General features: G+C 73.2%; 20 protein-coding genes. 5 read left to right on the plus strand and 15 right to left on the minus strand.

What is annotated here, in order from left to right; all coding sequences use genetic code 11:
• Positions 1-142: 142 nt before the first annotated feature.
• The 8 genes from J8M51_RS20070 to J8M51_RS20105 all read right to left on the minus strand — a co-directional run bounded on the left by J8M51_RS20070 (position 143) and on the right by J8M51_RS20105 (position 8,408).
• The gene (locus J8M51_RS20070; RefSeq protein ID WP_267299359.1) at positions 143-1,567 is read right to left on the minus strand and encodes an NADase-type glycan-binding domain-containing protein; all 1,425 of its coding nucleotides are present in this window, start codon (positions 1,565-1,567) and stop codon (positions 143-145) included.
• Positions 1,564-2,121, minus strand: coding sequence for a phage tail protein (locus J8M51_RS20075; protein ID WP_216591584.1), 558 nt, complete (start codon positions 2,119-2,121; stop codon positions 1,564-1,566). Before J8M51_RS20075 ends, J8M51_RS20070 begins: the two co-directional genes overlap by 4 nt.
• A gap of 43 nt (positions 2,122-2,164) precedes the next feature.
• Entirely contained in the window at positions 2,165-4,123 is a 1,959-nt protein-coding gene (locus tag J8M51_RS20080) for a putative baseplate assembly protein (protein WP_086755259.1), read from the minus strand.
• Complete coding sequence (locus tag J8M51_RS20085; protein ID WP_086755260.1) at positions 4,123-4,593, minus strand: GPW/gp25 family protein; 471 nt, start codon at positions 4,591-4,593, stop codon at positions 4,123-4,125. Before J8M51_RS20085 ends, J8M51_RS20080 begins: the two co-directional genes overlap by 1 nt.
• 73 nt (positions 4,594-4,666) lie before the next feature.
• Positions 4,667-6,580, minus strand: a complete 1,914-nt coding sequence (locus tag J8M51_RS20090; RefSeq protein WP_086755261.1) for a VgrG-related protein — start codon at positions 6,578-6,580, stop codon at positions 4,667-4,669.
• A complete protein-coding gene (locus J8M51_RS20095; RefSeq protein WP_086755262.1) occupies positions 6,580-7,305 on the minus strand; it encodes a CIS tube protein in 726 nt (241 codons plus the stop codon). The genes J8M51_RS20090 and J8M51_RS20095 overlap by 1 nt, the downstream gene beginning before the upstream one ends.
• 49 nt (positions 7,306-7,354) lie before the next feature.
• Entirely contained in the window at positions 7,355-7,780 is a 426-nt protein-coding gene (locus J8M51_RS20100; protein WP_037695699.1) for a phage tail protein, read from the minus strand.
• Between the two features lie 61 nt (positions 7,781-7,841).
• The gene (locus J8M51_RS20105; RefSeq protein WP_267299360.1) at positions 7,842-8,408 is read right to left on the minus strand and encodes an extensin; all 567 of its coding nucleotides are present in this window, start codon (positions 8,406-8,408) and stop codon (positions 7,842-7,844) included.
• A 712-nt stretch (positions 8,409-9,120) separates the two neighbouring features.
• On the opposite strand from J8M51_RS20105, the gene J8M51_RS20110 reads away from it, so the two are divergent.
• Positions 9,121-9,312, plus strand: a complete 192-nt coding sequence (locus tag J8M51_RS20110) for a hypothetical protein (RefSeq protein ID WP_267299361.1) — start codon at positions 9,121-9,123, stop codon at positions 9,310-9,312.
• A 111-nt stretch (positions 9,313-9,423) separates the two neighbouring features.
• On the plus strand, positions 9,424-9,705 hold the full coding sequence (locus tag J8M51_RS20115) for a hypothetical protein (RefSeq protein ID WP_267299362.1): 282 nt from the start codon (positions 9,424-9,426) through the stop codon (positions 9,703-9,705).
• Between the two features lie 1,782 nt (positions 9,706-11,487).
• Here J8M51_RS20115 and J8M51_RS20120 read toward each other — a convergent pair.
• The 4 genes from J8M51_RS20120 to J8M51_RS20135 all read right to left on the minus strand — a co-directional run bounded on the left by J8M51_RS20120 (position 11,488) and on the right by J8M51_RS20135 (position 14,273).
• Positions 11,488-11,646: a DUF6760 family protein gene (locus tag J8M51_RS20120; protein ID WP_086753604.1), complete on the minus strand. Its 159-nt coding sequence runs from the start codon at positions 11,644-11,646 to the stop codon at positions 11,488-11,490.
• The gene (locus J8M51_RS20125; RefSeq protein WP_086753606.1) at positions 11,643-12,170 is read right to left on the minus strand and encodes a hypothetical protein; all 528 of its coding nucleotides are present in this window, start codon (positions 12,168-12,170) and stop codon (positions 11,643-11,645) included. Before J8M51_RS20125 ends, J8M51_RS20120 begins: the two co-directional genes overlap by 4 nt.
• Positions 12,170-12,613, minus strand: a complete 444-nt coding sequence (locus J8M51_RS20130; protein ID WP_216591806.1) for a phage tail protein — start codon at positions 12,611-12,613, stop codon at positions 12,170-12,172. Before J8M51_RS20130 ends, J8M51_RS20125 begins: the two co-directional genes overlap by 1 nt.
• Before the next feature lie 82 nt (positions 12,614-12,695).
• Positions 12,696-14,273 (minus strand): phage tail sheath subtilisin-like domain-containing protein, encoded by a 1,578-nt coding sequence (locus J8M51_RS20135; RefSeq protein WP_216591828.1) that lies wholly within the window; start codon positions 14,271-14,273, stop codon positions 12,696-12,698.
• Between the two features lie 195 nt (positions 14,274-14,468).
• Here J8M51_RS20135 and J8M51_RS20140 point away from each other — a divergent pair, with 195 nt between their 5' ends.
• From J8M51_RS20140 to J8M51_RS20150, 3 genes are all read left to right on the plus strand, one after another.
• Positions 14,469-15,929 carry a hydrolase gene (locus tag J8M51_RS20140; RefSeq protein ID WP_267299363.1) on the plus strand — a complete coding sequence of 487 codons (1,461 nt, stop codon included), beginning with the start codon at positions 14,469-14,471 and terminating at the stop codon, positions 15,927-15,929.
• 96 nt (positions 15,930-16,025) lie between these two features.
• Entirely contained in the window at positions 16,026-17,459 is a 1,434-nt protein-coding gene (locus tag J8M51_RS20145) for an RICIN domain-containing protein (protein ID WP_267299364.1), read from the plus strand.
• A gap of 3 nt (positions 17,460-17,462) precedes the next feature.
• The gene (locus J8M51_RS20150) at positions 17,463-18,875 is read left to right on the plus strand and encodes a ricin-type beta-trefoil lectin domain protein (protein ID WP_086761857.1); all 1,413 of its coding nucleotides are present in this window, start codon (positions 17,463-17,465) and stop codon (positions 18,873-18,875) included.
• A gap of 63 nt (positions 18,876-18,938) precedes the next feature.
• Here J8M51_RS20150 and J8M51_RS20155 read toward each other — a convergent pair whose 3' ends face one another.
• The 3 genes from J8M51_RS20155 to J8M51_RS20165 form a co-directional block, all read right to left on the minus strand.
• A complete protein-coding gene (locus J8M51_RS20155; protein ID WP_267299365.1) occupies positions 18,939-20,987 on the minus strand; it encodes an ATP-binding protein in 2,049 nt (682 codons plus the stop codon).
• Positions 20,984-21,640, minus strand: coding sequence for a DUF4255 domain-containing protein (locus J8M51_RS20160; RefSeq protein ID WP_086755207.1), 657 nt, complete (start codon positions 21,638-21,640; stop codon positions 20,984-20,986). Before J8M51_RS20160 ends, J8M51_RS20155 begins: the two co-directional genes overlap by 4 nt.
• A 132-nt stretch (positions 21,641-21,772) precedes the next feature.
• Positions 21,773-22,450, minus strand: a complete 678-nt coding sequence (locus tag J8M51_RS20165; RefSeq protein ID WP_086755206.1) for a helix-turn-helix transcriptional regulator — start codon at positions 22,448-22,450, stop codon at positions 21,773-21,775.
• Positions 22,451-22,610 lie beyond the last annotated feature (160 nt).

Consider the following 22,610-nt stretch of genomic DNA (forward strand, 5'->3'; position numbering starts at 1 on the left):
CTTTCCGCCACAGTCCCACCCGTCCCTCGCCCGTTCCGAGACGCCCACCCTAGAAGGGTGGCGGGGACTCGTCACGACGAGGGACGGCCAGGTGTCACCGTGGGCGCCGACTCCGATTCCGGCGCTGACTCCGGCTCCGGTACTAACTGCTGCCGCTGGAGCGGCCGAAGAACTCGATCTCGGCTATGGCCACCTGCTTCTTGTCGTCGGCGCCGAAGGAGGAGCGGATGGTGAAGCGGACGGTTTCGGCGCTGCCGACGCGGAACTTGCGGCTCTGGGCGCCGGCGGTCTGGTCGAGGGTGATGAACTTGGTGGACTTGGTGCCGTCGGCGGCGGTGATGGTCGCCTCGATGCGGTGGGGGCGGGCCGAGTCCGCGAGCTGGTCCGGCTTCTTCGAGACGCCCGGCGTGATGACCACGTCCAGCAGGCGGAGGGGCTGCTCGAAGTGGGCCTCGATCCACTCGCCCTCGCCGGACTGGGTGACACCCGGGCCCCACCAGGTGTTGTTGTAGTTGTCGAAGGCCAGCTTCGGCTTGTGGCCGGGGAACGAACGGGACGCCTTGTAGGTGTCCGCGTAGACCCTGGTGCGCTTGGCGAAGTGGTCGCGGGCCGCCTGGTAGCCGTCGTCGGCCTGGAAGGCGAGGGTGACGACCAGGGCGAGGACGACGGCGGCGACCACCCAGTTCATGATCGCGCCGAAGCCGCGGCGCAGGCGGGGGCGGTCGCCCGCCCACGGGGTCTCCGTGTTGCGGCCGTTCAGTACCCGGCGCCACCACGGCAGCCGTCCCGGCGTCTGAGGACGGCCGGCCATCGGCATCGCGCAGCGTGCGCAGAAGTGCCGGTCGGGCCGGGTCGGCGTCCCGCACCACGGGCAGGGCACACCGCCCTCCGTGCCGAACTCCGGGCCAGGGGTACGGACTTGGGGGCGCTGGACGTCGGGGCGGCCCGGCAGTACGGGCGCGACGGCCGGCTCCGCCGGGGCTCGGGGCTCGGGGTCCGCCACCGGGACGAGGAGGGACCTGGCCCGGTCGGCGGCGGAGGGGGAGGCGACGGGGGGTGCCGTGGGTGTGGGGAGGGGGGTCGTGGGGGCCTCGTCGTCGTGCCGGGGGTGAGGCGCGGGGGCCGGCTCGGGGGTGGCCGCCGGGGGAGCCGCCGTCGCCGTGCCGCCGGCGGGGGCCGGTTCGGCGGCGGGGGGTGCGTCCGCCCGTACCGTCGTGGCGCTCTCGGGGGCGCGGACGGTGGCCGCGGCCGTTCCCTGTCCGCCGGTGTCGTGGCCGGTGCGGGCCGTGCCCGTGCCGGCGCCCGGGTGGGCGAAGGCGTCCCAGCCGGGCTCGCGAGCGGCACCGTCGGGCGCGGCGGCAGGGGCAGGGGCCGGGTCCGTCGTACGGGCGGCGGTCGCCGGGGCCGGGGCGTCGGCCGTGGCGGCGCCCGCGGTCGCCCGGGCCGGGGTTCCGGACCAGCCGAGTACCGCGCCGCAGGCGTCGCAGAAGGACTGGCCGGGCTCCCCGCGGGTTCCGCATTCGGCGCAGCTCTGGGCCTGGCCGGTGCCGGGGGTCGGGCTGGTCATCTCTCGGGGATCCTTTCGGCGGCGGTCACCTGGACCGTGTAGGGCATATGGGCGGGGCGGGCGGCGGCCACCAGGCTGTCCAGCCGGTGTTCGTCCGCCGGGGTGGGGTCGGGCAGGCGCAGGAGTACGTGCAGCCGGGGGCGGGGCTCGCCGGGGACCGGGCCGAGGGGGCGGGCGTCCCAGGCGGCGGCACCGCTCTCGGTGATCTCCGGGGTCACACCGAAGACGAGGCGTACGGCTTCGGAGAGGCCCCGGCGGGTGCCGCGCACCCGGTGCAGATACGCGGCGGCGGCGACGGCCGCGCGCAGCCGGTCCTCCGGTTCCGTGCCGTCGGTCTCGGCGCCCACCCAGCCGGCCAGCCACTGGGTGAAGTCCACCGGGGCGAGGGTCGGGGTGAAGTAGGAGTCCAGGCAGTCGAGGACGGAGAGGATCGGGGCGAGGACGTCGTCGAGGCCGCCGACGAAGCGCTGGGCGAGGTCGTCGTCGGCGAACACGGCGGGGAGCATCGTGCCGATGGGGTGGGAGGAGCCGAGGTTGTCTATGGAGCCCCTCATGTCCGGCCGCCCAGTTCTCCGCGCCCCTTACGGGGCCCGGGGCTCACGGCTTGTCCCCGATCACTCGGACCCGGTGGTCGAAGGAGAAGACCAGGGACGGGGGCGAGAGGTCGATGCGGTTGGTGGGGTCGCCCCGTTTGCCGGTGAGGGGGTCGGCGGGGTGGAGCTGGACGTCGTCGACGAGTTCGACGCCGGGGACGCGCTGGAGGACGGCGAAGACCTCGCCGGACTGGACGGGGCGGCCGAAGGGCCAGCCGCGGCCGTCGGCGCCGCCGGTCAGCGGGTCGAGGTGGCGGTAGAGGGCGTCGTGGGCCTGGCGGCGCACCCGGTCGGTGTCGGTGCCCCGGAAGGCGTGGAGGGTCGCGACCACCGTGACGCCCTGGTAGAAGGGCGGGCCGACCGCCAACCGCGTGCCGATCAGGCGCCGTTCGTCCAGGTGGCGGGTGATCCGGCGCAACAGCGCGTCCCCGGGGACCAGTTGCTCGAAGCGGAGCCGGCCGCCGGGGTCCGGGACGGCCTGGGGGACCACCAGCACCCGTACCGCGTAGGCCCCGTGCTCGCCCTCCTCGCCCTCCAGGCAGGTGATGCGGGCGGTCTCGGGGGCGGCGCGGCGGGCCAGCTCCTCGTAGTCGCGCAGGGTCACGGCACGCTCCTGGGCGCGCAGGGTGATCGGTGCCCGGACCTTCGCCTCCGCCACCGTCTCCGCGTCGACCCCGCCGCGCGCGGCCTCCCGGTTGACGACCTCGGAGACGTACGGGACGGAGGTGCGCAGCACCCGGATGGCGCCCCGGGCGACGTTGCCCGCCCGGCCCCCGCCGGTGCGGTAGCGCACGGCGCGGATCACGGACCCCTTGGGCGCGACGGCCCCGTACGCGCGCAGGGTGCCGTCGGGTTCCCGTACCGCCGGGCCGAAGGCGATCTCGCCGGTGGCGGAGTCGAGGGTGATGTGCCGGTCGTAGGAGGTGGACGCGGCGAAGGACGGGACGACGTCCCAGTCGGTCCAGCCGTCGTGCTCGGCGGTCTGGAGCAGGACGGGCGGGGTGTCGCCGACCACGGGGTAGTGGGCGAGGCGCAGCCGCTGGCCGGGCAGACCGGTGGACTCGCCGAGCGCCTCGTCGTACACGGTCTCGGCGTGCACGACGGTGGTGGTGCCGCCGATGGTGAACGCCTCGGCGGCGCGCACGGTCGGCGAGGTGGTGTAGAAGGGCTGGTCGGGGAGGGGTTCGGTGACCCGGCAGCGCAGCCAGCCGGCCTCCTGGCCGCCGGTGCGGGACAGGGTGTGCGCGCCGGGCATGTGCAGGACCACCTCGCCCGGACGGTTCAGACCGCCCGTGCCGTCACGGTCGATCTCGCACTCCGTCCAGCCGTCCTCGGTCCACGCCTCCCAGACCAGCGGCGGCTGCCGCGGGTCCACACCGACACCGTCGACGACGCTGTCCAGTTCCAGCGCGAGCGCGCAGTGCGGGACGGCGGCGGTCAGCCCGAACAGCATGCAGTCACCGGGCCGCGGGGACTCCGCGAAGCACATCAGGTCCTTGCCCTCGGCGAGGTCGGCCGTCCGGTCGGCGACCGGCTCACCGGGCCGCTGGGTGACCAGATACCGCAACGCGCAGGGGACGACGCTCAGTTCGCGCTCGGTGGCGAAGACGACCGCCTCCTCGCTCTCGGTGCGCAGCGTGGCGACCTCCGTGCCCACGGGCAGCGGGACCGGCTCCTCCTGCGGCGCCGACAGCCAGAACGTCACGTCCGTCCGGGCGGCCGAGGGCGGGAACAGGGTGATGCCCACCAGGTCCAGGAACGCCAAGTGGTTCTTCTCCGGCACCCGGTTGAGCCGGTAGACGATCTGGTCGGCCATGTGGGCGACCGTCTCCACCAGGGTGACGCCGGGGTCGGAGACGTTGTGGTCGGTCCACTCCGGGGCCCGCTGCTGGATGTAGCGCTTGGCGTCGTCGACGAACTGCTGGAACCGGCGGTCGTCGAGGTTCGGGGAGGGCAGGGCCATCAGCGGTCGCTTTCGGGACGGTCGGGAAAGTCGGGACGGTCGGAGCCCCCGGAACCTCCGGAGGACAGGTCCGGCTCGTCGTGGGACGGGATGACGTAGAACGGGAAGACCAGGCTGCGCGGGTTGTTGGTGCCGCGGATCGCGTACTGGACGTCGATGAAGAGGACGCCCTGGTCGGCGCCGGCCGTCACCTCGACGTCGGTCACCTCGATCCGGGGCTCCCAGCGGTCGAGGCTCGTGTACACCTCGTGCTGGATACGGCCGGCGGTGGCCTCGTTGACCGGCGCGAACACCAGGTCGTGGATGGCGCAGCCGAACTCGGGGCGCATCGGCCGCTCGCCCGGCGCCGTCGCCAGGATGAGCCGGATGGCCTCCTCCACCTCGCGCTCCCCGCTGACCAGGGCGATGCCCCCGGTCGGCCCGATGCGCAGCGGGAACGCCCAGCCGGATCCGACGAACTGCTCGGCCATCAGTGGGCCGCCCCTTCTTTCTCGAAGCTGTCCTGAAGCTGTGTCATCCGAAGCTGTGTCATGCGAAGTCGTGTCATCCGAACGGGTACTTGATCGTGTTGACGGAGAAGATCCCCATCAGGTCGACCTTGACGCCCTTGAGGTTCAGCATGGCCGCGGCGCTGATCTGCACGGTGCCGACCGCGCTGAGCGTCGCCATGCCGGCCGCGCTGAGGTTGAGGGCGCCCGCCGCGGCGACGTTGACCGCGCCGGCCGACCGGAGGCTGACGATCCCGCCGCCCTGGATGGTGAGCGGGCCGCCGCTCCTGACGGTCAGGGCCCGGCCCGCCGTCAGGGACAGATCCGTACCGGCCCGCACGGAGACCGAGGTGCCGCCCTTGATGGAGACGGCTCCCTTGCTGTCCACCGTGATCTCGGTCTTCGTCCGGTCGAGGTTGATGATGAGCCGGTCGTTGCCGGTGGCGAGGCGTACGCCCTGCTTGCGCAGCCCGGTCTGCTGGCTGAGCAGGTCGACCCGGTTGCCCTCCCGGTCGGACAGGGTGTGCCGGATCGCCTTCTTCTTGACGGGGTCGTGCAGCCATACGTCCTTCACCGGGGTCGGCTTGTCGACGCCGTTGTAGAGACCGCCGATGACGAACGGATGGTCGAGCGTGCCCCGGTCGAAGGCGACCAGCACCTCGTCGCCGACGTCCAGCGGGAAGATCCCGCCGCCGCCCTTGCCGCCCAGCTGCACGGTCCGCGTCCAGTCGCTGACATAGGTGTCGTCCAGCCACGGGAACTGCAGCTTCACCCGACCCTGCTTCAGCGGGTCCTGGACGTCGGTGACCAGGGCGTTGGCCACGCTCGGCATCCTCGGCGCCGCCGTACCGCCCCCCGAGGTCAGACCGAACAGCGAGCGCCACTGCCGGCCGCTGACGGTCACCCAGGTCTCGTAGTGGCTGCCGTCGCCGAAGGTGTGCCGTACGGAGGTGCAGGTGTACTTGCCCTCGAACGGGGCGCCCACGTCGGAGAGCGTGATCGGCACACCGGGGCGCAGCAGCGGATTGCCGCGGACCATGACCTCCAGCTCCGCGAAGGAGGAGGTGATGTCGTCGGCGAGGGAACCGGCCGCGTGCGTGACCTCGGTCTGCAGGTCGTACGGGGTGTCCGTCTCCACCAGCTTGGCGGCCTTGAACGGGTTCGAGGCCTTCTGCGGGGTGGTGCCGATGGCGATGCCCGGGTTGGCGCTCGCCTTCGTCGTCGCGGTGAGCTTCTTCTTCGTCGTCACGTTCCAGCCGCGCGCCTCGACCTTGTCGACCTGGTCGGCGGCGGTGACGGCGGCCCGGCAGCGCAGGATGTCCACGCCGGCCTTCAGCTCGTAGGGGTCCTTCTTCCCCGGGGCGGTGGTCGGGGGCGCGCCGGAGGCCGGCTTCGGCTTGACGAACTGGAACTTGCCCTTGGCGTCCAGCGACATCACCATCTCGTTCTCGTCGGCGAGCCGCGCGAGGAAGTCCCAGTCCGTCACGTTGGACTGGCTGATGAAGTCGTAGACGGTCTTGGTGGACTGCACCTGGCCGATCGGGACGCCGTTCATCCCGGCCAGCTTGCGGGCGATGTCGGCGGCCGTCTGGTTGCGGTACGCCGCCACCCTGCGCACCCGCATCAGCCGGTGGCCCGGGTCGTAGCCGCGGACCACGGTGAAGGTGCCGGTGCCGTCGTAGTCGGTCTCCATCCCGGTGACCTCGCCGGTGAACACCGGGGAGCCCGCGCCCTTGCCGCCGGCCACGGGGGAGATGACCACCAACGAGCCGAACCTGACGTTCAGTTTGCCCAGCAGCAGCCCGTGCGGGTCCCGGAAGGTGAGCCGGAACGCGCCGGGCACCCCGGCCCCGAGATCGACCCAGCCGCCGACCAGCAGATCGGCGTAGTCCGTCGGCAGCTTCCTGCCGTCGATGGTGACTTCGATGATGTTGGAGAAGGACGGGTCCCCGGCCTGGCCACCACCCATCAGTGGCTCACCTCCCCGGCCGCCGGGAGGACGAGTTCGGTGCCGGTGGGCAGCCGGTTGGGGTCGTCGATGTCGTTGGCCTCCGCGATCGCCCGCCACGCGGACGCGTTGCCGTACTCCCGCCACGCCAGCGACTGCAGCGTGTCGCCCGCCACGACCCGGTGCACGCTCCGCGCGGTGAGCGCGCCCGAGGTCGGGTTCTGGCCCTCGGTGCGGCTGGGAATCTCGTGCAGCGTCAGCCGGCAGGCGGCCCGGATCGGCACACCCGTCGTCCCGAACAGCGAGTACGTGACGTCCACGGAACTGACGTACGCCGTGAAACGGGCCGTCGAGAACGCCCCCCACTGGAACACCACCCACGGCGGCGACGGCTGCTTCGCGGCGAGGCTCTTGGCCGTCACCTCGCAGCAGGACAGCAGGGTGTCCACCTTCTTCAGCACGGTGGTGCCGCTCGGCTTGTCGGAGGAGTCGAGGAAGATCTCGACGTTCATCTCCCGGGGGTCCGGCCCCATGAACTCCGGCAGCGCGCCGTCGCGTACGGCCGCGCTCGTCGTCCGCTTCCACTGGGCGCCCTGGCGCAGTGTCAGCTCCGCCGGGTTGAACTCGAAGTTGAACGTCTTCTTCAGCCCGCCCGGTGTGGTGCTCGTGCCGACCGGCGGCTCGTGGATGGCCAGTGTGGCGCGCACGAGGCTCTTGCCCGCACCGCCCTTGCTGCCCTTCGCCATGTCCCTGTCCCTGTCCCTGTGTCCGTGCCTGTGTCCGTGCCTCGGCCGGTCAGTCCGTGAACCCGTGGTGCGTGATCTCCAGGACCTCGGTCGCCACGCTCGGGTTCGCCGGGTCCAGGGACGGGCCCTGCCAGCTCACCGGCAGGACGTCGATCAGGCCCCAGTGCGCCACCTCCGAGCCGTCCGCGCGCAGTGCCGCGATCTGCGCCGTCGGGCGCTTCACCCCCGTCGCCACGGACGAGATCCACGCCGCGACCTTCGCCGTGTCCGGGGTCAGCGGGCGCGTCAGCCGGATGTTGGAGAACGTCACGCGCGACGGGAACTGCCAGACGAACCCGTTGTTCCCGCCCTCCTGGCGGTGCTCGATCTCCACGGTCGAGGACAGCCCCTCACACCCGTTGAAGTAACCGAGGCTCTCGCCGTCGATCGTCAGGGTGAAGAAGATGGTGGAGCCCGGGTCGAGGTCGCGGGGCATCGGGGAGGGCCTTTCTGGTGGTGCGGGTCGGCGGGTCGGTGGCGTGGGGTTCCGGCCGGGGTCAGTGGCGGGGGTCGCGGAGTTTGCCGATCCGTTCGCGGTCCATACGGAGCTCGGTGCGGACGAGGCGGGTGATCCGGCCGATCAGCTTGTGCGTGAGCTCGTCCAGCTGGAAGTCGGTGAGGGCGCGGGGGTCGAGCTGGGCGCCGGGGGCGGCGTTCTCGTCCACGGCCGAGTAGGCGGGCGGGGCGGCGGCCGAGGCGGTGCGCTGCGGTGTGGCGGCCGGGGCGACCGCGGTGGCGGTGACGGGGGTGACGGCGGTCGTCGTGGTGGCGGGGGTGGGGCGGAGCGGGTTCTCCGGGGCTCGCTGGACGGGCACGGGCGCGGGCGAGGGGGCCGGTGCGGGTGCCGGTGCGGGAGTCCGGGGGGCGGTGAGTGCTCTGGCGGGGAGTGGGCTGAGGCGCTGGGGTGCCTGCGGGGGTGTCGTGGGGGCGACGGCGGGCGGGAGCGCGGTGCGCGACGGGGCGGTGGGCCGCCGGTCCGTCGTGAGGCGCTGTACCGCGGAGCCGGTGCCCGCTGATGCGGGACGGCGCAGGGGTACGGCGGCGGGGGCGGTCCGGCGTTGCACGGCCGGGGGCGCGGTGGGGGTGGGCAGGGCCGAGGTGAGGGCGCGTGTGGGGGTGAGGGGGCGGGCGGGGAGAGGGGATCGCGGAAGGGGGCGGGGGGTTGGGGTGGTGGTGGGCGGCTGCGGGTCCGTTGTGGCTGGTCGCGCAGTTCCCCGCGCCCCTTCCTGGGGCTGGGCGGGAGCCTTGGGGGTCGGCGGGGTGGGGGTGCGGGGTGCCGTGGCCGCTCGCTGTACGGGGCTTGTGCCGCCGCCGGGGGCCTTGGGCCCGGAGAGGGGCTTCGTGTCCTGGGGCGGGGTGGCGAGGGGGGCGCCGAGCAGGGGGCGTTGGCGGGGGGCGGGAGCAGGGGTGGAAGTGGGGGTGGAGGTGGTGACGGTGCGTTGGATCAGGTGGCCCGGCGGGGTGGTGGGTGTGGCGGGGCGGGCCTGGGATGCCGGGACGGGGCCGGGGGTGGGGGCGCCGAGGCCCATGCGCCTTGGCCGGGCGGGGGTGCTCCGCTGGACCGGGGCGCTGGCGGGGGAGGGGGTCGCTCCCCGGGCGCCGCTCGGGCCGGCTGCCGTGCCAGTCTTGCCAACCGTCTCGCCGCCGGGGCTGGTTGGCGTCGGCGACGCGCCGGCCGGGGCTCCGGCGGGCGGGGTCGTCGCACGGCTGGGGGTGGTTGCCGCCCGTTGGACGTCGACGGGGCCACCGGGAGGGATGGTCGGGGTGCGGCGGGGGGTGCTTGCCTTCGCGGCGGAGGCGGAGGCGGAGGCGGAGGCAGAGGCAGAGGCGGTGGTGGGTGTGGTGATCGGGGGGTCGCTCGGTGTGGCGCCGGGGGTGATCGGGGCGCGCTGGATGTCCGCCACCGGGGCGCCGGGGGCGGGCGTCCGTGTGGCGGGGGTGGCGGGGGTGGTGGGCGTGCGGCCGTGACCGGTCGTCGTAACGGGCGACCGGTCCGCCGTGTCACCAGGGCTCACGGGGGCACTGGGGCCGCCTGCGGTGCTACGAGGGCGGACCGGGGCGTCGGCGGAGCCGGTGGTCGTGGTCCTGGCGTCGGCCGCAGTACCGGTGGACCCCGTGACCGCCCGCTGGACGGCGACCTCGGCGGACCCGGAGGCGACCGGCGTACGGGCGGGACCGTGGCCCGTGTCGCCGGGGCCGACTGCCCCGCCGCTGGGGCGGGTTGCCGAACCGGTGAGGTTCCCGCCGGAGCCGACCGCGCTGCCAGGGGAGGCGCTCGCCGCACTCGTCGGACCGGCGGGGCTGGCGGTCGTGCCGCCGGAGGGGGCCGCGCCCCCGCCCGGGTTCGCTGTCGGGCTGTGAGGACCGCTCGCCCTCGCGCCGGAGCCGGCCGCCGAGGGGCCGGGGCCCGTCGCAGGGCCGCCCAGGGCGGTCGCCCTTCCGCCGGGGCCCGTGGTCGTCCCGGTGGGACCCGCTGCCGTACGGCCGGAACTCGGCGCCGCACCGGCGGAGTTGGTCGCCGCCCGCTGGACCGTGGGCCCTGCGGGGCGGGGGTCGGCCGACGGGTTGCCGGACGCACGCTGTGCGGTGTCACCACCGACGGGCGCCGTCGCCCCGCGCGGGCCGGCGGCCGGAGCGACCGGACGCGTACCCGAACCGTCCGAACCCGACGCACCGCGCACGGACGAGGCCCGCCCCGCCGGGGCGGCACCGCCCTGTGCCGTGGCACCACCGGAAGCCCCGCGCCCCGCCCCCGCGTCGCCCGCCACCGAACGCTGCACCGAGGGACCACCCGGCCCCGTACGGCGCGACAGGGCACCACCGGAAGCCGAGGGAGCCGACGAGCCCTGGCCCGGTGAAGTGAGGTTCGACGAGGGGCCGCCGGGTGCCGTGGACGCGGACGGGGTACCGCCCGGTGTCGTACGGCTGGACGGGTCGCCGCCGGAAGTCACGCGCCCCGGTGTCGTGTCGCCCCGCACCGACCGCTGCGACGCGGGGCCGCCGGGTGCCGCAGGCCCTGATGCGGTGCCGCCCGGTGCCGTACGGCCGGACGGGTCGCCGCCGGAAGCCACAGGACCCGATGCCGGCTCGCCCAGCACCGAACGCTGCACCGCCGCACCGCCCGTGGTTGCCTGCCGCGACGGGGTTCCACCGGAAGGTGCGGCCCCGCACGAGGGACCCTTCGACGCCGTACGCCCGCCACCCGGCGCCGCAATCCCGGACGGCGAACCGCCCGAAGACGAACTGGCCGCAGGCGAATCACCCGAAGGCGAGCCGCCCGCAGCCGACCCGCCCACAGGCGAACCGCCCACAGCCGAACCACCCACAGGCGAACCGCCCACAGCCGAACCACCCACAGGCGAATCACCAGTCGCCACGTGCCCGGACAAAGAGCCGCCCGACAACGTGGCCCCGGTCGAGGCACCCTCCGAAGCCACGCTCCCGGCGACCTCCGAGGTCCCCGTGACCTGGGCGGCCCCCGCGACCCGCGCGGCCCCCGTACCCCCGGCGGCCCCCGTGCTCCGGGGCCGCGAAGCCGGCAGCGTCCGGCGCTGGACGGCGGGTGACGCGGTGGGTGCCTTGGTCAGAGGGGTCGGGCGGTGGGGGGAGCGGGGTGGCACGGGAGTCACCCGGGGACCGGTCGGACGGGACGGCGTGACCTGGTGGGGCGCGCGCTGAACCGGCCGGGCGTCGCCGGGGACGTCGGCGCGCGGCTCCGGCTCGTCGCTCGCCACCGGCAGCGTGCGCGACGGCAGTTCGAGTCCGGCGACGGGCACCGCCGATGTGGTGAGGACGTCCCTGACCAGCCCGCCCGGCGCTCCGGGCAGGACGGCGTGGGACAGCGTCCCGGCGAAGGACGGGTTCTGCCAGGTGGTCAACCGCCCGCTGAACCCGGCGTCCGCGACAGCGGCCCGCCCGTCGGTGGCCCGCTGGATCGGGGCGAGCCCCTCCCACCCACGGACCTCGGCGGACGAAGCCGGACCCGTCGCAGGCGAACTGCCGCCCGAGCCCGCACCCGAACCGGCGGACGCACCCGAACCCGATCCGGCCCCGGCATCCGACCCGGCGGACGCCCCGGCACCCCCGTCCCGACGTCCCGTCGACCCGGACGCGCCGCGGAAGCGATCCAAGAACCCCACGTGTTCAGCCCTCCGACCCGCCCCGTGTCACGAGGGACGCGATCTGTTCGGTGTAGCGGCGGCGGTCGTGGTGTTCGAGGTCGAGGATCTCCTCGAAGCCCCAGTGGAAGTGGAAGGCGACGTACGCGATCTCCTCGTGCAGCCGGTCGGTCGCGTACGTCACGATTCCCCCAGGCGGCTCCCGCCGAGTTCGACCTCGAAGGGCTCGGAGCAGTGCGGGCACTCCACGGCCGCGCGGGTGTGGCCCTCCGCGTTGACCTGCCGGTAGAAGTCCTGGAGGAAGGCGAGGTCGGACGCGAACATGTTCTCCACGATCCCGTCGTGGACCATCGGCAGATTGCCCAGCCGGGTGATGACCCGGCCGAGCAGCACGACCGACAGATACGCCGGGTTCTCCTGCACACGGACGTCCCGGAGCGGGATCAGCTCGTCCCGGGCGGTGGCGAGACGCATCACGCCCTCCCGGTGGAGGTTGCCCGCCTCGTCGACGTAACCGCGCGGCAGTTCGAACGGGAACTCCGTCCGCAGCCGCTGCGCCACCGGCGCGACGGCCGGAGCCGGTGCCGCGGCCGGTGCCTGCGCGGCGGCGGGAGGCGCGGCGGTGGTGGGGAAGGCGGACACGGCCGCGGCCGCCTCCTCCTGCCCCGCACCCATGCCCGCGCCCGCCCTGGCAGCCGTGCGCCGCATTACTCGATGACCAGTTCTTCGAAGACGATGGTCACGGTCTCGGTGAGCGCGGACGCCTCGCCGGCCTTGAGGGTGCTCGCGTCGATCTTGCTGCACCAGGCGTTGCGCATGTTGTACCGCTTCACGGGGGTGTTCTGGTAATCCATCATGATGATCGACGCGTTCTTCCGCGCCGAGCCCATCTGACCGTTGATCGAGTCGTTGATCCAGGTGTTGAACGCGGCCGACTGGGTCATACCGCGGACCACCGTGCACTGCCCGTTCTTCTGCACACCCGGCAGAAGGTTGACCTCGGGCCGGCCCTGGGCCGAGTTCTGCTGGTACGTGATGACGTCCTGTTCGAGGGTGAGGCCGCTGACCTCCGCGAGGTACTCGACCATCACCCCGTCGATCTGCAGGCCGAAATTGTGTGAAGTAAGGGCGTCACCCGGCGCGAGACTCATCTGTTCTTCGTCCTTCTAAGGGGGCAGGGGCAAGGGGCTTGAGCGGGGAGGGGAGGGCGGAGGGGCGCGGGCCGGTGACGGCCTACTCCTCCAGCTCCCCGCTGCCGCTGGAGAACTGGGCCAGCCGGAAGATCACGAACTCGGCGGGCTTGACCGGGGCGATACCGATCTCGCAGATGACCCGGCCGAGGTCGACCGACTCCGGCGGGTTGGTCTCCTCGTCGCACTTGACGTAGTACGCGTCCTCGGGCCGCTGGCCGAACAGGGCGCCCTGGCGCCACTCGTTGACCAGGAACGCGGAGACGTTGCGCCGGATCCGGGCCCACAGCGCGTGGTCGTTCGGCTCGAACACCACCCACTGGGTGCCGATCAGGATCGACTCCTCCAGGTAGTTGAAGTACCGGCGGATGTTCAGGTAGCGCCAGGCCGGGTCGGAGGACATGGTGCGGGCGCCCCAGACGCGGATGCCGCGGCCCGGGAAGGCACGGATGCAGTTCACGCCGATGGGGTTGAGCAGGTCCTGCTCGCCCCGGGTGATCTGGAGTTCGAGGTCCACCGCGCCGCGTACGACCTCGTTGGCGGGTGCCTTGTGCACCCCGCGCTCGAAGTCGTTGCGGGCCCAGACACCGGCGACATGGCCGCTCGGCGGGATGACGCGGGACTGGCCGCTGGCCGGGTCGAAGACCTTGATCCACGGGTAGTAGAGGGCCGCGTACTTGGAGTCGTAGCCCGCGGTCTCCTGGCGCCAGACGCGGATCTGCCGGGCGTTGAGGCCGGGCGGCGGGTCGATGACGGCGACACGGTCGCCCATCAGCTCGCAGTGCGCGATCAGGCCGAGCTGGACGGCCTTCACGGCCTCCAGGTCGATCGCGCCGCGCTGGTAGGCGGCCATCAGGTCGGGCACCGCGACCATGGAGATCTCGTCCACGGCCTCCAGGCCGCCGAAGCCGGTGCGGTCGGCGGAGTCGCCGAGGTACTGGGCCGGGCCGGGGTGGGAGTCGTCCGCGGCCACGGGGGCGACGGGAGCCGGGGCGGCGGGGGCGGCCAGGGCCACGGTCTGGTTCTCGGGGCGCGCGAGCTGCGCGGCCGGGGCCGTCTCCTGGACCGTGATGAGCTTGGAGCGCTCCTTGACCTGGGTGACGACGTAGTTGCGGCCGCCCTTCTTGGCCGTCACGTCGAACGTCTCGACGGCCTTGTCGCCGTCCTTGACGATCAGCTTGAAGCGCTCGGCCGGACCCTCGCCCTCGGGGTCGGCGACCTCGACGCTGAGCGAACCGCCCGCGACGGCGGTCACGCTGAACGTGCCCAGCTGCTTCGGCTCGCCCGGCGGGAGCGCGGCCGGCGCGGCGGACCCCGTCACGGCGGCCGGACCGCCGTTCGTGGCGACGCCCTGGTCGGTGCCGCCCACCCGGACGACGTACGCGGCGCTGCCGCCGTTGTTGAAGAACCCGTACACCGAGTGCGCGAGGTAGTAGCCGTCGGTGAACTCGCCGAAGGCGGCGACGTACTGGGACCAGTTGGTCACCAGCGTCGGCTCGTTCAGCGGACCGGTCGGGGCCAGACCGACGAAGGCGGCGACGGAGGTGCCCACACCCTCGATGGGACGCGAGCCGCTGGCCACCTCCTCGACGTAGACGCCCGGCGACAGGTAGGACGGCATGCTCTGCTCTCCTTGGGGTACGAGACAGGTCGCCTCTCACCCTCACGCGCGAAGCGCGTCCCGGGAAACGTCCTCGGGTGCCAGATCGGGGGCATGACCCTTGCCCCGAGGGGCAGTCCGGCGCGGCGTCAGGGCACCGCGACCCTGCACCTTCTCCTCGTGACCGGGGCTTCGCCCGCCCGGTAGCGTCCCGGCGTGAGCCTTTGGACTTCCCTCGAACCCGCCTCCACGACCGTGGACCCGGGCGGCACCGCGACCGTACGGCTGCGGCTGCGCAACACCGGTGACGTGGTCGACGAGTACCGCTTCGAGCCGGTCGGCGACATCGCGCCCTGGACCACCGTGGAGCCGCCCACGCTCCGGCTGTACCCCGGGACGACCGGCTCGGTGGAGCTGACGTTCGCGCCGCCCCGGACGCCCGACGCGACGGCGGGGCCGAACGCCTACGCGTTGCGGATCATCCCCACGGAACACCCGGAGGCGACGACCGTCCCCGAGGGGAATCTGACGATCACGCCGTTCACGGAGGTGCGGGCGGAGCTGGTCCCGCCGACCGTGAAGGGGCGGCTGCGCGGACGGCCCAAGCTCGCGGTGGACAACCTGGGCAACACCAAGGTCACCGCGTCGGTCAGCGGGAGCGACAACGGCGACCAGCTGAGTTACGACATCCACCCCAGCAACGTGCAGATCGAGCCCGGCCGTGCCGCGTTCGTGAAGGCCACGCTGAAGCCGCGGCAGATCATCTGGTTCGGGTCCAAGGAGGAGCGGCCGTACACCTTCGCGGTGAAGCGGTCCGGGGTGACGCCGCTGGACGTCGAGGGCACCTATGTCCAGCGGAGCTTCCTGCCGGGCTGGCTCGCCACCTGCCTCGGGATCTTCCTGGCGCTGGGCATCACGTTCCTGACGATGTGGCTGGCGTTCCGGCCCACCGTGACCAGCGCCGCGGGCGAGTTCCAGGAGACCTCCGTCAGCACCCTGCCGCCGCCCACCCCTTCGGCACCGGCGGCCCCGACCCCGTCGCCGCCCACCCCCTCCGAGGCCGCGCCCTCCTCCGAGCCCCCGAAGGCCGTGGAGACGGAGAGCGCGGGCGGTGGCGGTGGCGACGACGGCGGCGGTGGCGGCTCCGGCGGTGGCTCCGAGGAGAAGAAGAAGGCCGCGCCCACGGCCGCGACCGCCGTACGGCAGCTGGCCGCGGCGGATCCGAACGGCCGGCACATCTGCTACCGCGCCTTCGTGACGGGCAAGGGCTGGACGGCCCCGGAGTGCGACGGCGACACGGCGGGCACGGTGGGCCAGAGCCGCTCGCTGAAGGCCCTCAACATCGCGGTGTCCGGTGTCAACGGCACGGCCGGCGTCGCGTTCGTCCACGACCCCGACTCGACCAACGGCCAGGGCACGTACGGCGGGAAGCCCTGGACGGGCGCGAAGGACGGCTTCGACAACTACATCGGCAGCTCCAAGGCGGGCGCCCCGGACATGCTGGGCTTCACCATCAACGTCGACGAAGGCGGCAGGGCCGTCTGCCAGTCGGTGCACCAGAAGGACCGGGGCTGGCAGAACCTGGCCTGCGACAAACCCGGCGAGGGAGAGCACTACATCTTCGGCGGCACCCTGGACAACGGCATCTGGCTCGAAGCCGTCAAGTTCACCGTCTGACAAGGCCGTTGGGGCGCGTGGTCGATGGCCGCCGGGGCAGCAGGACCTGCCCCGGCGGCTCCTGACCGCACGGTGACCGCCGCGTAGCGTCCCTCTGTGAGCCTTTGGACTTCCCTCGAACCCGCGTCGACCACGGTGGACCCCGGGGGTACCGCGACCGTACGGCTGCGGCTGCGCAACACCGGTGACGTGGTCGACGAGTACCGCTTCGAGCCGGTCGGCGACCTCGCGCCCTGGACGAACGTGGAGCCGCAGACGCTCCGGCTGTACCCGGGGACGACGGGGACGGTGGAGCTGACGTTCGCGCCACCGCGCACCCCGGACGCGACGGCGGGCCCGAACCCGTACGCCGTCCGTATCGTCCCGACCGAGCACCCGGAGGCCGTGACCGTCCCCGAGGGGAATCTGACGATCACGCCGTTCACCGAGGTGCGGGCGGAACTCGTCCCGCCGACCGTGAAGGGGCGGCTGCGGGGACGGCCGAGACTCGCCATCGACAACCTCGGCAACACCAAGGTCACCGCGTCGGTCAGCGGCAGCGACAACGGCGACCAGCTGTCGTACGACATCCACCCCGGCAGTGTGCAGATCGAACCGGGGCGCGCGGCGTTCGTGAAGGCCACGCTGAAGCCGCGGCAGATCATCTGGTTCGGGTCGAAGCAGGAGCGGCCGTACGCGTTCGCGGTGAAGCGGTCGGGGGTGACGCCGCTGGACGTCGAGGGCCTGTACGTCCAGCGGAGCTTTCTGCCGGGCTGGCTCGCCACCTGCCTCGGGATCCTCCTGGCGCTGGGCATCACGTTCCTGACGATGTGGCTGGCGTTCCGGCCCACCGTGACCAGCGCCGCGGGCGAGTTCCAGGAGGCGGGCGTCAGCACGTTGCCGCCCTCGGTCTCACCGCAGCCGCTGGAGTCCGCGAAGCCGGAGCCCGAACCGGAACCGGAGAAGGAGAAGGAGGCGGCGCCCTCCGAGGAGGCCGACGACGGGGGCGGCGGGGGCGGCGGGCCCGCGGCCTCGCCCGAGCCCGCCGAGGAGAAGGAGGCGGGTGTGCTGCCCGCGCGCGACGTCCTCCTGCGCAACCTCGCCACCAAGCTGTGCGCCGACGTCCCCGGCGAGGGAAACGGGCGCAGGGACGGCCGGGTCCAGCAGTTCACCTGCGACGACAGCACGGCGGACAACCAGCTCTGGAACCTGGAGGTCAAGGCCGCGAAGCAGGCGCCCGACGGCAGCGACCTCTTCCAGATCCGCAACGCCAAGGACCAGCTCTGCATGGATCTGCCGAACTACGGGGCGAACCCGATCCATACGAAGATCACGGAGTTCACCTGTGACGGCACGACCAGCGACAACCAGCTGTGGTGGCTCGACGAGCAGCAGAGCGGCGGCTACTGGATCCGCAACTACGCGAGCGACAACAAGTGCCTCGAGATCGCGGGCAACGAGGACACCCGCGACGAGGTGACCCTGATGCTCTTCCACTGCACCGTCACCGACGACCAGGAATGGCAGATCGTTCCTGCCGAGGGGGCCTGACCCGTGAGCCTGTGGACTTCGCTCGAACCCGCTTCCACGACCGTGGACCCGGGCGGCACCGCGACCGTACGGCTGCGGCTGCGCAACACCGGTGACGTGGTCGACGAGTACCGCTTCGAGCCGGTCGGCGACATCGCGCCCTGGACCAGAGTGGAGCCGCAGACCCTGCGGCTCTACCCGGGGACCACGGGGACGGTCGAGCTGACGTTCGCCCCGCCCCGCACCCCGGACGCGACGGCGGGCCCGAACGCGTACGCCGTGCGGATCACCCCGACCCAGCACCCCGAGGCGACGACGGTCCCCGAGGGGAATCTGACGATCACGCCGTTCACGGAGGTGCGGGCGGAACTCGTCCCGCCCACCGTGAAGGGGCGGCTGCGGGGGCGGCCGAAACTCGCCATCGACAACCTCGGCAACACCAAGGTCACCGCCGCCGTCAGCGGCAGCGACCACGGCGACCAGCTGAGCTACGAGATCCTGCCGGGCAATGTGCAGATCGAGCCCGGCCGTGCCGCGTTCGTGAAGGCCACACTGAAGCCGAGACAGATCATCTGGTTCGGCTCCAAGCAGGAGAGACCGTACGCGCTCGCCGTGCAACGGGCGGGCGTGGCACCGCAGTCCGTGGACGGCACCTATGTCCAGCGGGGGTTCCTGCCCGGCTGGCTGGCCACCTGCGCGGGGATCCTCCTGGCGCTGGCGATCACCTTCGCGACGCTGTGGTTCGCCTACCAGCCCAAGGTCGTCAGCGCCGCGGGCGAGCTGCAGGAGGCCGGTACGACGTCCCTGCCGAGCGCCAGCCCGTCCGCGATGGCGCCGGCGCCGAGCATCTCCGCCGCGCCGCTGCCCTCCGAGACGCCCGAGGCACCCGAGGACGAGGAGGAGCCGGAGAACCCGGGGCCGGGATCGGGATCGGATTCGGACTCCGGCTCGGGCTCCGGGGGCGGGTCCGGGTCCGGTGGCTCGGGGTCCGGGTCGCAGAAGGAGCCGGACGTGAAGGCCACGACGAAGAAACCGGCCACCGTCAAGGGCTTCAGGATCATCGGCCAGGGCTCGAACCGCTGTGTCGACATCACGGACGCGCAGAACGGCAAGGGCAAGGACGGCACCCCGCTGCAGATCTGGGACTGCGCGGGCACCGCCAACCAGAAGTGGGACTTCCGGGGCGACGGCACCGTGCGCTCCCTCGGGCTGTGCATGGACGTCGCCTGGGGTTCCCGCGACGACGGCGCCGTCATCCAGGTCGCCCGGTGCAGCGGCAACCCCGCCCAGCAGTTCGTGCTCAGCACCCAGGGCGACCTGGTCAACCCGCAGGCCGACAAGTGCGTCGACGTCAAGGACAACGGCACCGGCAAGGGCGCGAGGCTCCAGCTGTGGACGTGCGCGGGGACGCCCAACCAGAAGTGGGTGGTGAAGTAGGTCGGGCAGGCGGCCGGTTCCGTCCGGTGGGAACCCCCACCGGACGGAACCGGCCGTGTCCCGCTACCAGTTGCCCTCGCCCGGCACCAGCCGCCCGGCCTTGCGGTACTCGCGCTCCGCGCCCTCCCGCAGGTCGGCCGTGGTGACCGGCCCGCCGCGCCCGGCGGCGGCGTACGCGGCGGTGACGACCGCGCTGCGGATGGAACCGCCGGCCAGCTCGAAGTCCCGGGCCACCGCCGCCGCGTCGATGTCGTCCGCGCGCGGTACGGCCGCGAGGCTGTGCCGCCACAGGGCCAGCCGCTGGGCGGTGTCCGGGAACGGGAAGTCGACGACCAGATCCAGCCGCCGGGTGAACGCCTCGTCGATGTTGGCCCGCAGATTGGTCGTCAGCAGGGCGATCCCGTCGAAGGACTCCAGGCGCTGGAGCAGATAGGCGCTCTCCATGTTGGCGTACTTGTCGTGCGAGTCCTTGACCTCGGAGCGCTTGCCGAACACGGCGTCCGCCTCGTCGAAGAGCAGCACGGCGTCGGTCCGGTCGGCCTCGGTGAAGATCCGTTCGAGGTTCTTCTCGGTCTCGCCCACGTACTTGTCGACGATCGAGGAGAGCTGCACCACATAGAGGTCCAGGCCGAGTTCGGCGGCCACCACCTCCGCCGACAGCGTCTTGCCGGTGCCCGACTCGCCCGCGAACAGCCCGAGGACACCGCGCCCCCGGCCGCCCCCGGCGCTCAGCCGCCAGTCGCCGAGCACCCGGTCGCGATGCCGGGCGCGCAGCGCGAGTTCCCGCAGCTCGGCGAGGGGCTTGTCCGGCAGCACCAGATCGTCCCAGCCGACGTCGGGGCGGATCCGGCGGGCGTGCCGCTCCAGCCCGGACGCGGACTGCAGCCGCGCCGCCAGCCGCAGATGCGCGGCGGTCACCTCGGTGCCGTCGAACGCCGCGAGGTCCACGGCGGCGCGGGCCGCCCGCTCGATCCGGTCACCGCCGAGCCGGTACGGGGCGACCGTGGCCGCCAGGTCGAACCCGGGCCCGTCCGCCCCCGCGCCGAGCGCCGCCGCCCAGGCGTCCACCGCGCCCGCGGGCGGCCGGGGCACGTCGAGGACCAGCGGATCACGGTCGGACCACTGCGGGTCGTACGGCTGCGGGCCCACGAACAGCACGGACACATCGGCCGCCGTCAGCGCCCGGACCAGCGGCCCCGGCTTCTCCGGCAGCGGTGACACCACGACCGCGCAGTCGCGCAGCCGGGCCTCGCGCAGCAGCCGGGGGAGGAGCGCGGACAGATCCTCCTCGGCCGCCGGGGGCGTGAAGTGCAGGGCCTCGATCCCGGCCGTGCGCAGGGCGGCGGCGGCCCGCACCAGTCCGTCGCCCTCGCGGTACTCCCGCAGATGCACGGTGACGGGGGCGGCGGCCAGCCGCGCGGCCAGCCTGGCCGTGAAACCGCCGTCCTCCGGGGACACGGCGGAGGACCCGGGCCGCGCGTCCGACGCGGACCGCGCGTCCGGTGACGGCGGTGACCCCAGCGGACGGACCCGGCCCATGAGCCCCGAGTCCAGGCTGTCGTCGCCGAGCAGATGCGCGATCAGCCGGTCCGGCACCCGCAACGCCCGCCCGAGGAAGGGCCGTTCGGGGTCCTCGACCGTCAGCAGCCCGAGCGCGCTCAGCGGCGCCGAGGGCGCGAACCGGGCCCGCACCCGTGCGAGATGCACCGGCAGCCCGCACAGATCGAGCGCGAGCCCGACCGTGGCCCGCCGTCTGCTCACATCGTCGTTCAGATACCCGTACAACTGCTCGTAGGAGCGGTCGAGGTCGGGCGCGAGGGCGATCAGCAGGATGCGGGTGTCCAGCTCGGTGAGCCCGAGCCGCCCCGCGAGCAGCTCCAGCGGCCCGTACGGGGCGCTCTCCGCGTCCGGGAAGACCGGCGACGGGTACGGCCCCGCCGACGGCTCCAGCAGATGCCGTACGCCCTCCTCGGACAGGTACAGCCCGCGCAGCGGATCACCCGCCGTCGGATCGGTGGCGCCGCGTTCGGCCACCAGCTCGGCCACCCGCTCGCGCAGCCGGGCGAGCCGCGGCAGCAGGGCGTCGGTGTCGGGGGCGGTGCGCACGGTCACCGTCGCTCCTCCCCGGTGACCGGCGCGGACGCCAACTGCCCCGGCCGGTGGGCGCGTTGCTCCGAGCCCTCGATGGAGCCGTCGATGCCGCGCACCCGGATCGCCGCGCCCTCGGTGACCGGCGGACCGGCGTCGTACTCGGGAAAGGCCGGGAAGGGGACCGTGACCACGAGGTCGAGGGACGGCTTCAGCTCGCCGCCGAGCGCCGACCAGATCTCCGCCAGCGAACGGGACTCGGTGTGCAGCCCGGCCACCGACAGCGGCAGGGTCAGGCCCAGCGCGCCGAGCGAGCCCGGGAGTTCGTCCGGGGGCAGCAGCTCGCGCCGCAGCAGGTTGGCCAGCACCGCGGAGAGCAGCCGGTGTTCGTCCTGGGGCTGCTTGGTCCACGCGGTGACCAGGTACGACAGCCGGAACCAGCGGGGCGGCTGCCGGCGGCGGACCACGATGTCCCGCTCGTCACGGACCGGCATATGGCCGCGCTGGCGGCGGGAGACGTCCTCACGGATGTCGTACAGATAGGTGTTGACGGCGGGCCCGTTGCGCCGGGCCGCCCAGTCGCGGGTCGGGGCCTCGAAGGAGACGTCGATGCCGGAGCCGGCCAGGGCACCACCGCCGATCAGTCCCTTGAGGACCTCGTCCACCTCGTGGATCACGGTCGTGCTCCTGCGTGTCGTGTGCCTGTCCGCCGATCCTGCCCCGCGCGGGGGCCGTGTCCGTAGACGCGCCGGGGACGTCGGGCGGGCAGAGTGCGGTGCCCAAGTGGCCCGTTGGGAATGCCCGTTCGATCAGATGTAGCCTTCCCGGAGGGCATAGGCCACCGCGTGCGCCCGGTTGCGCAGATGCAGCCGGGTGGTGAGCCCGTGCATCACGTTCTTGACGGTGCGTTCGGAGTAGGAGAGCTTGCTCGCGATCTCGCCGGTGTCCATCCCCTCGGCGACGAGCCGGAGGACGTCGATCTCACGCGGCACCAGCCCGGACAGCGGCGCCCCGCTGCGTCCGGCCACCGACCGCTGCAACGTCCCCACCTGGTTGATCAGCCGGCCGAGCAGATCGGCGGGCAGGTCGCCGTCCCCGCGCGAGGCCGCGAGCACGGCCTGCGCCAGCCGGTGCGCGGTGGCCTCCTGGCGCCACACGATCGCGCCGACCCCGCACTCGATGACATCGAGCAGTTCGGTCTCCCGGATCAGGCCGACCACCAGCACGGCGCGCGCGCCCTCGCTGCGCACCATCCGGCGCAGCGTGGACAGCAGCGGCTCGTCCGGTGTGTCACCGACCAGCACCGCGACGGTGCCCGGCCGGGCCTCGGTGTCGTCCACCAGGTCGATCACCGGGTGCCCGCGCAGCTGGGCCAGCACGCCGGCGCGGGAGAGCGGGTCGAGGGTGTGGACCACGACCGGGATACGGCGCCGGGTCTCCGGGCGCTCCGCCGTCGTCGTCTCGGTGGTCCGGACTGTGCTGGGCAACCGTTTCTCCCGAATGCGCGAAATCGCCGCTCCTGTGAGGGGAGTGGCCGATGGGCTCGATCCACACTTCTGTGTGCGGTGTGCGCCGCGCAATCGTGGAGGACCACGAGACACACCACGAGATTCACCACGGGACCGGGTACGGCACCGGCCGCGGCAC

The sequence above is a fragment of the Streptomyces griseiscabiei genome (assembly GCF_020010925.1).
Classification (GTDB): domain Bacteria; phylum Actinomycetota; class Actinomycetes; order Streptomycetales; family Streptomycetaceae; genus Streptomyces; species Streptomyces griseiscabiei.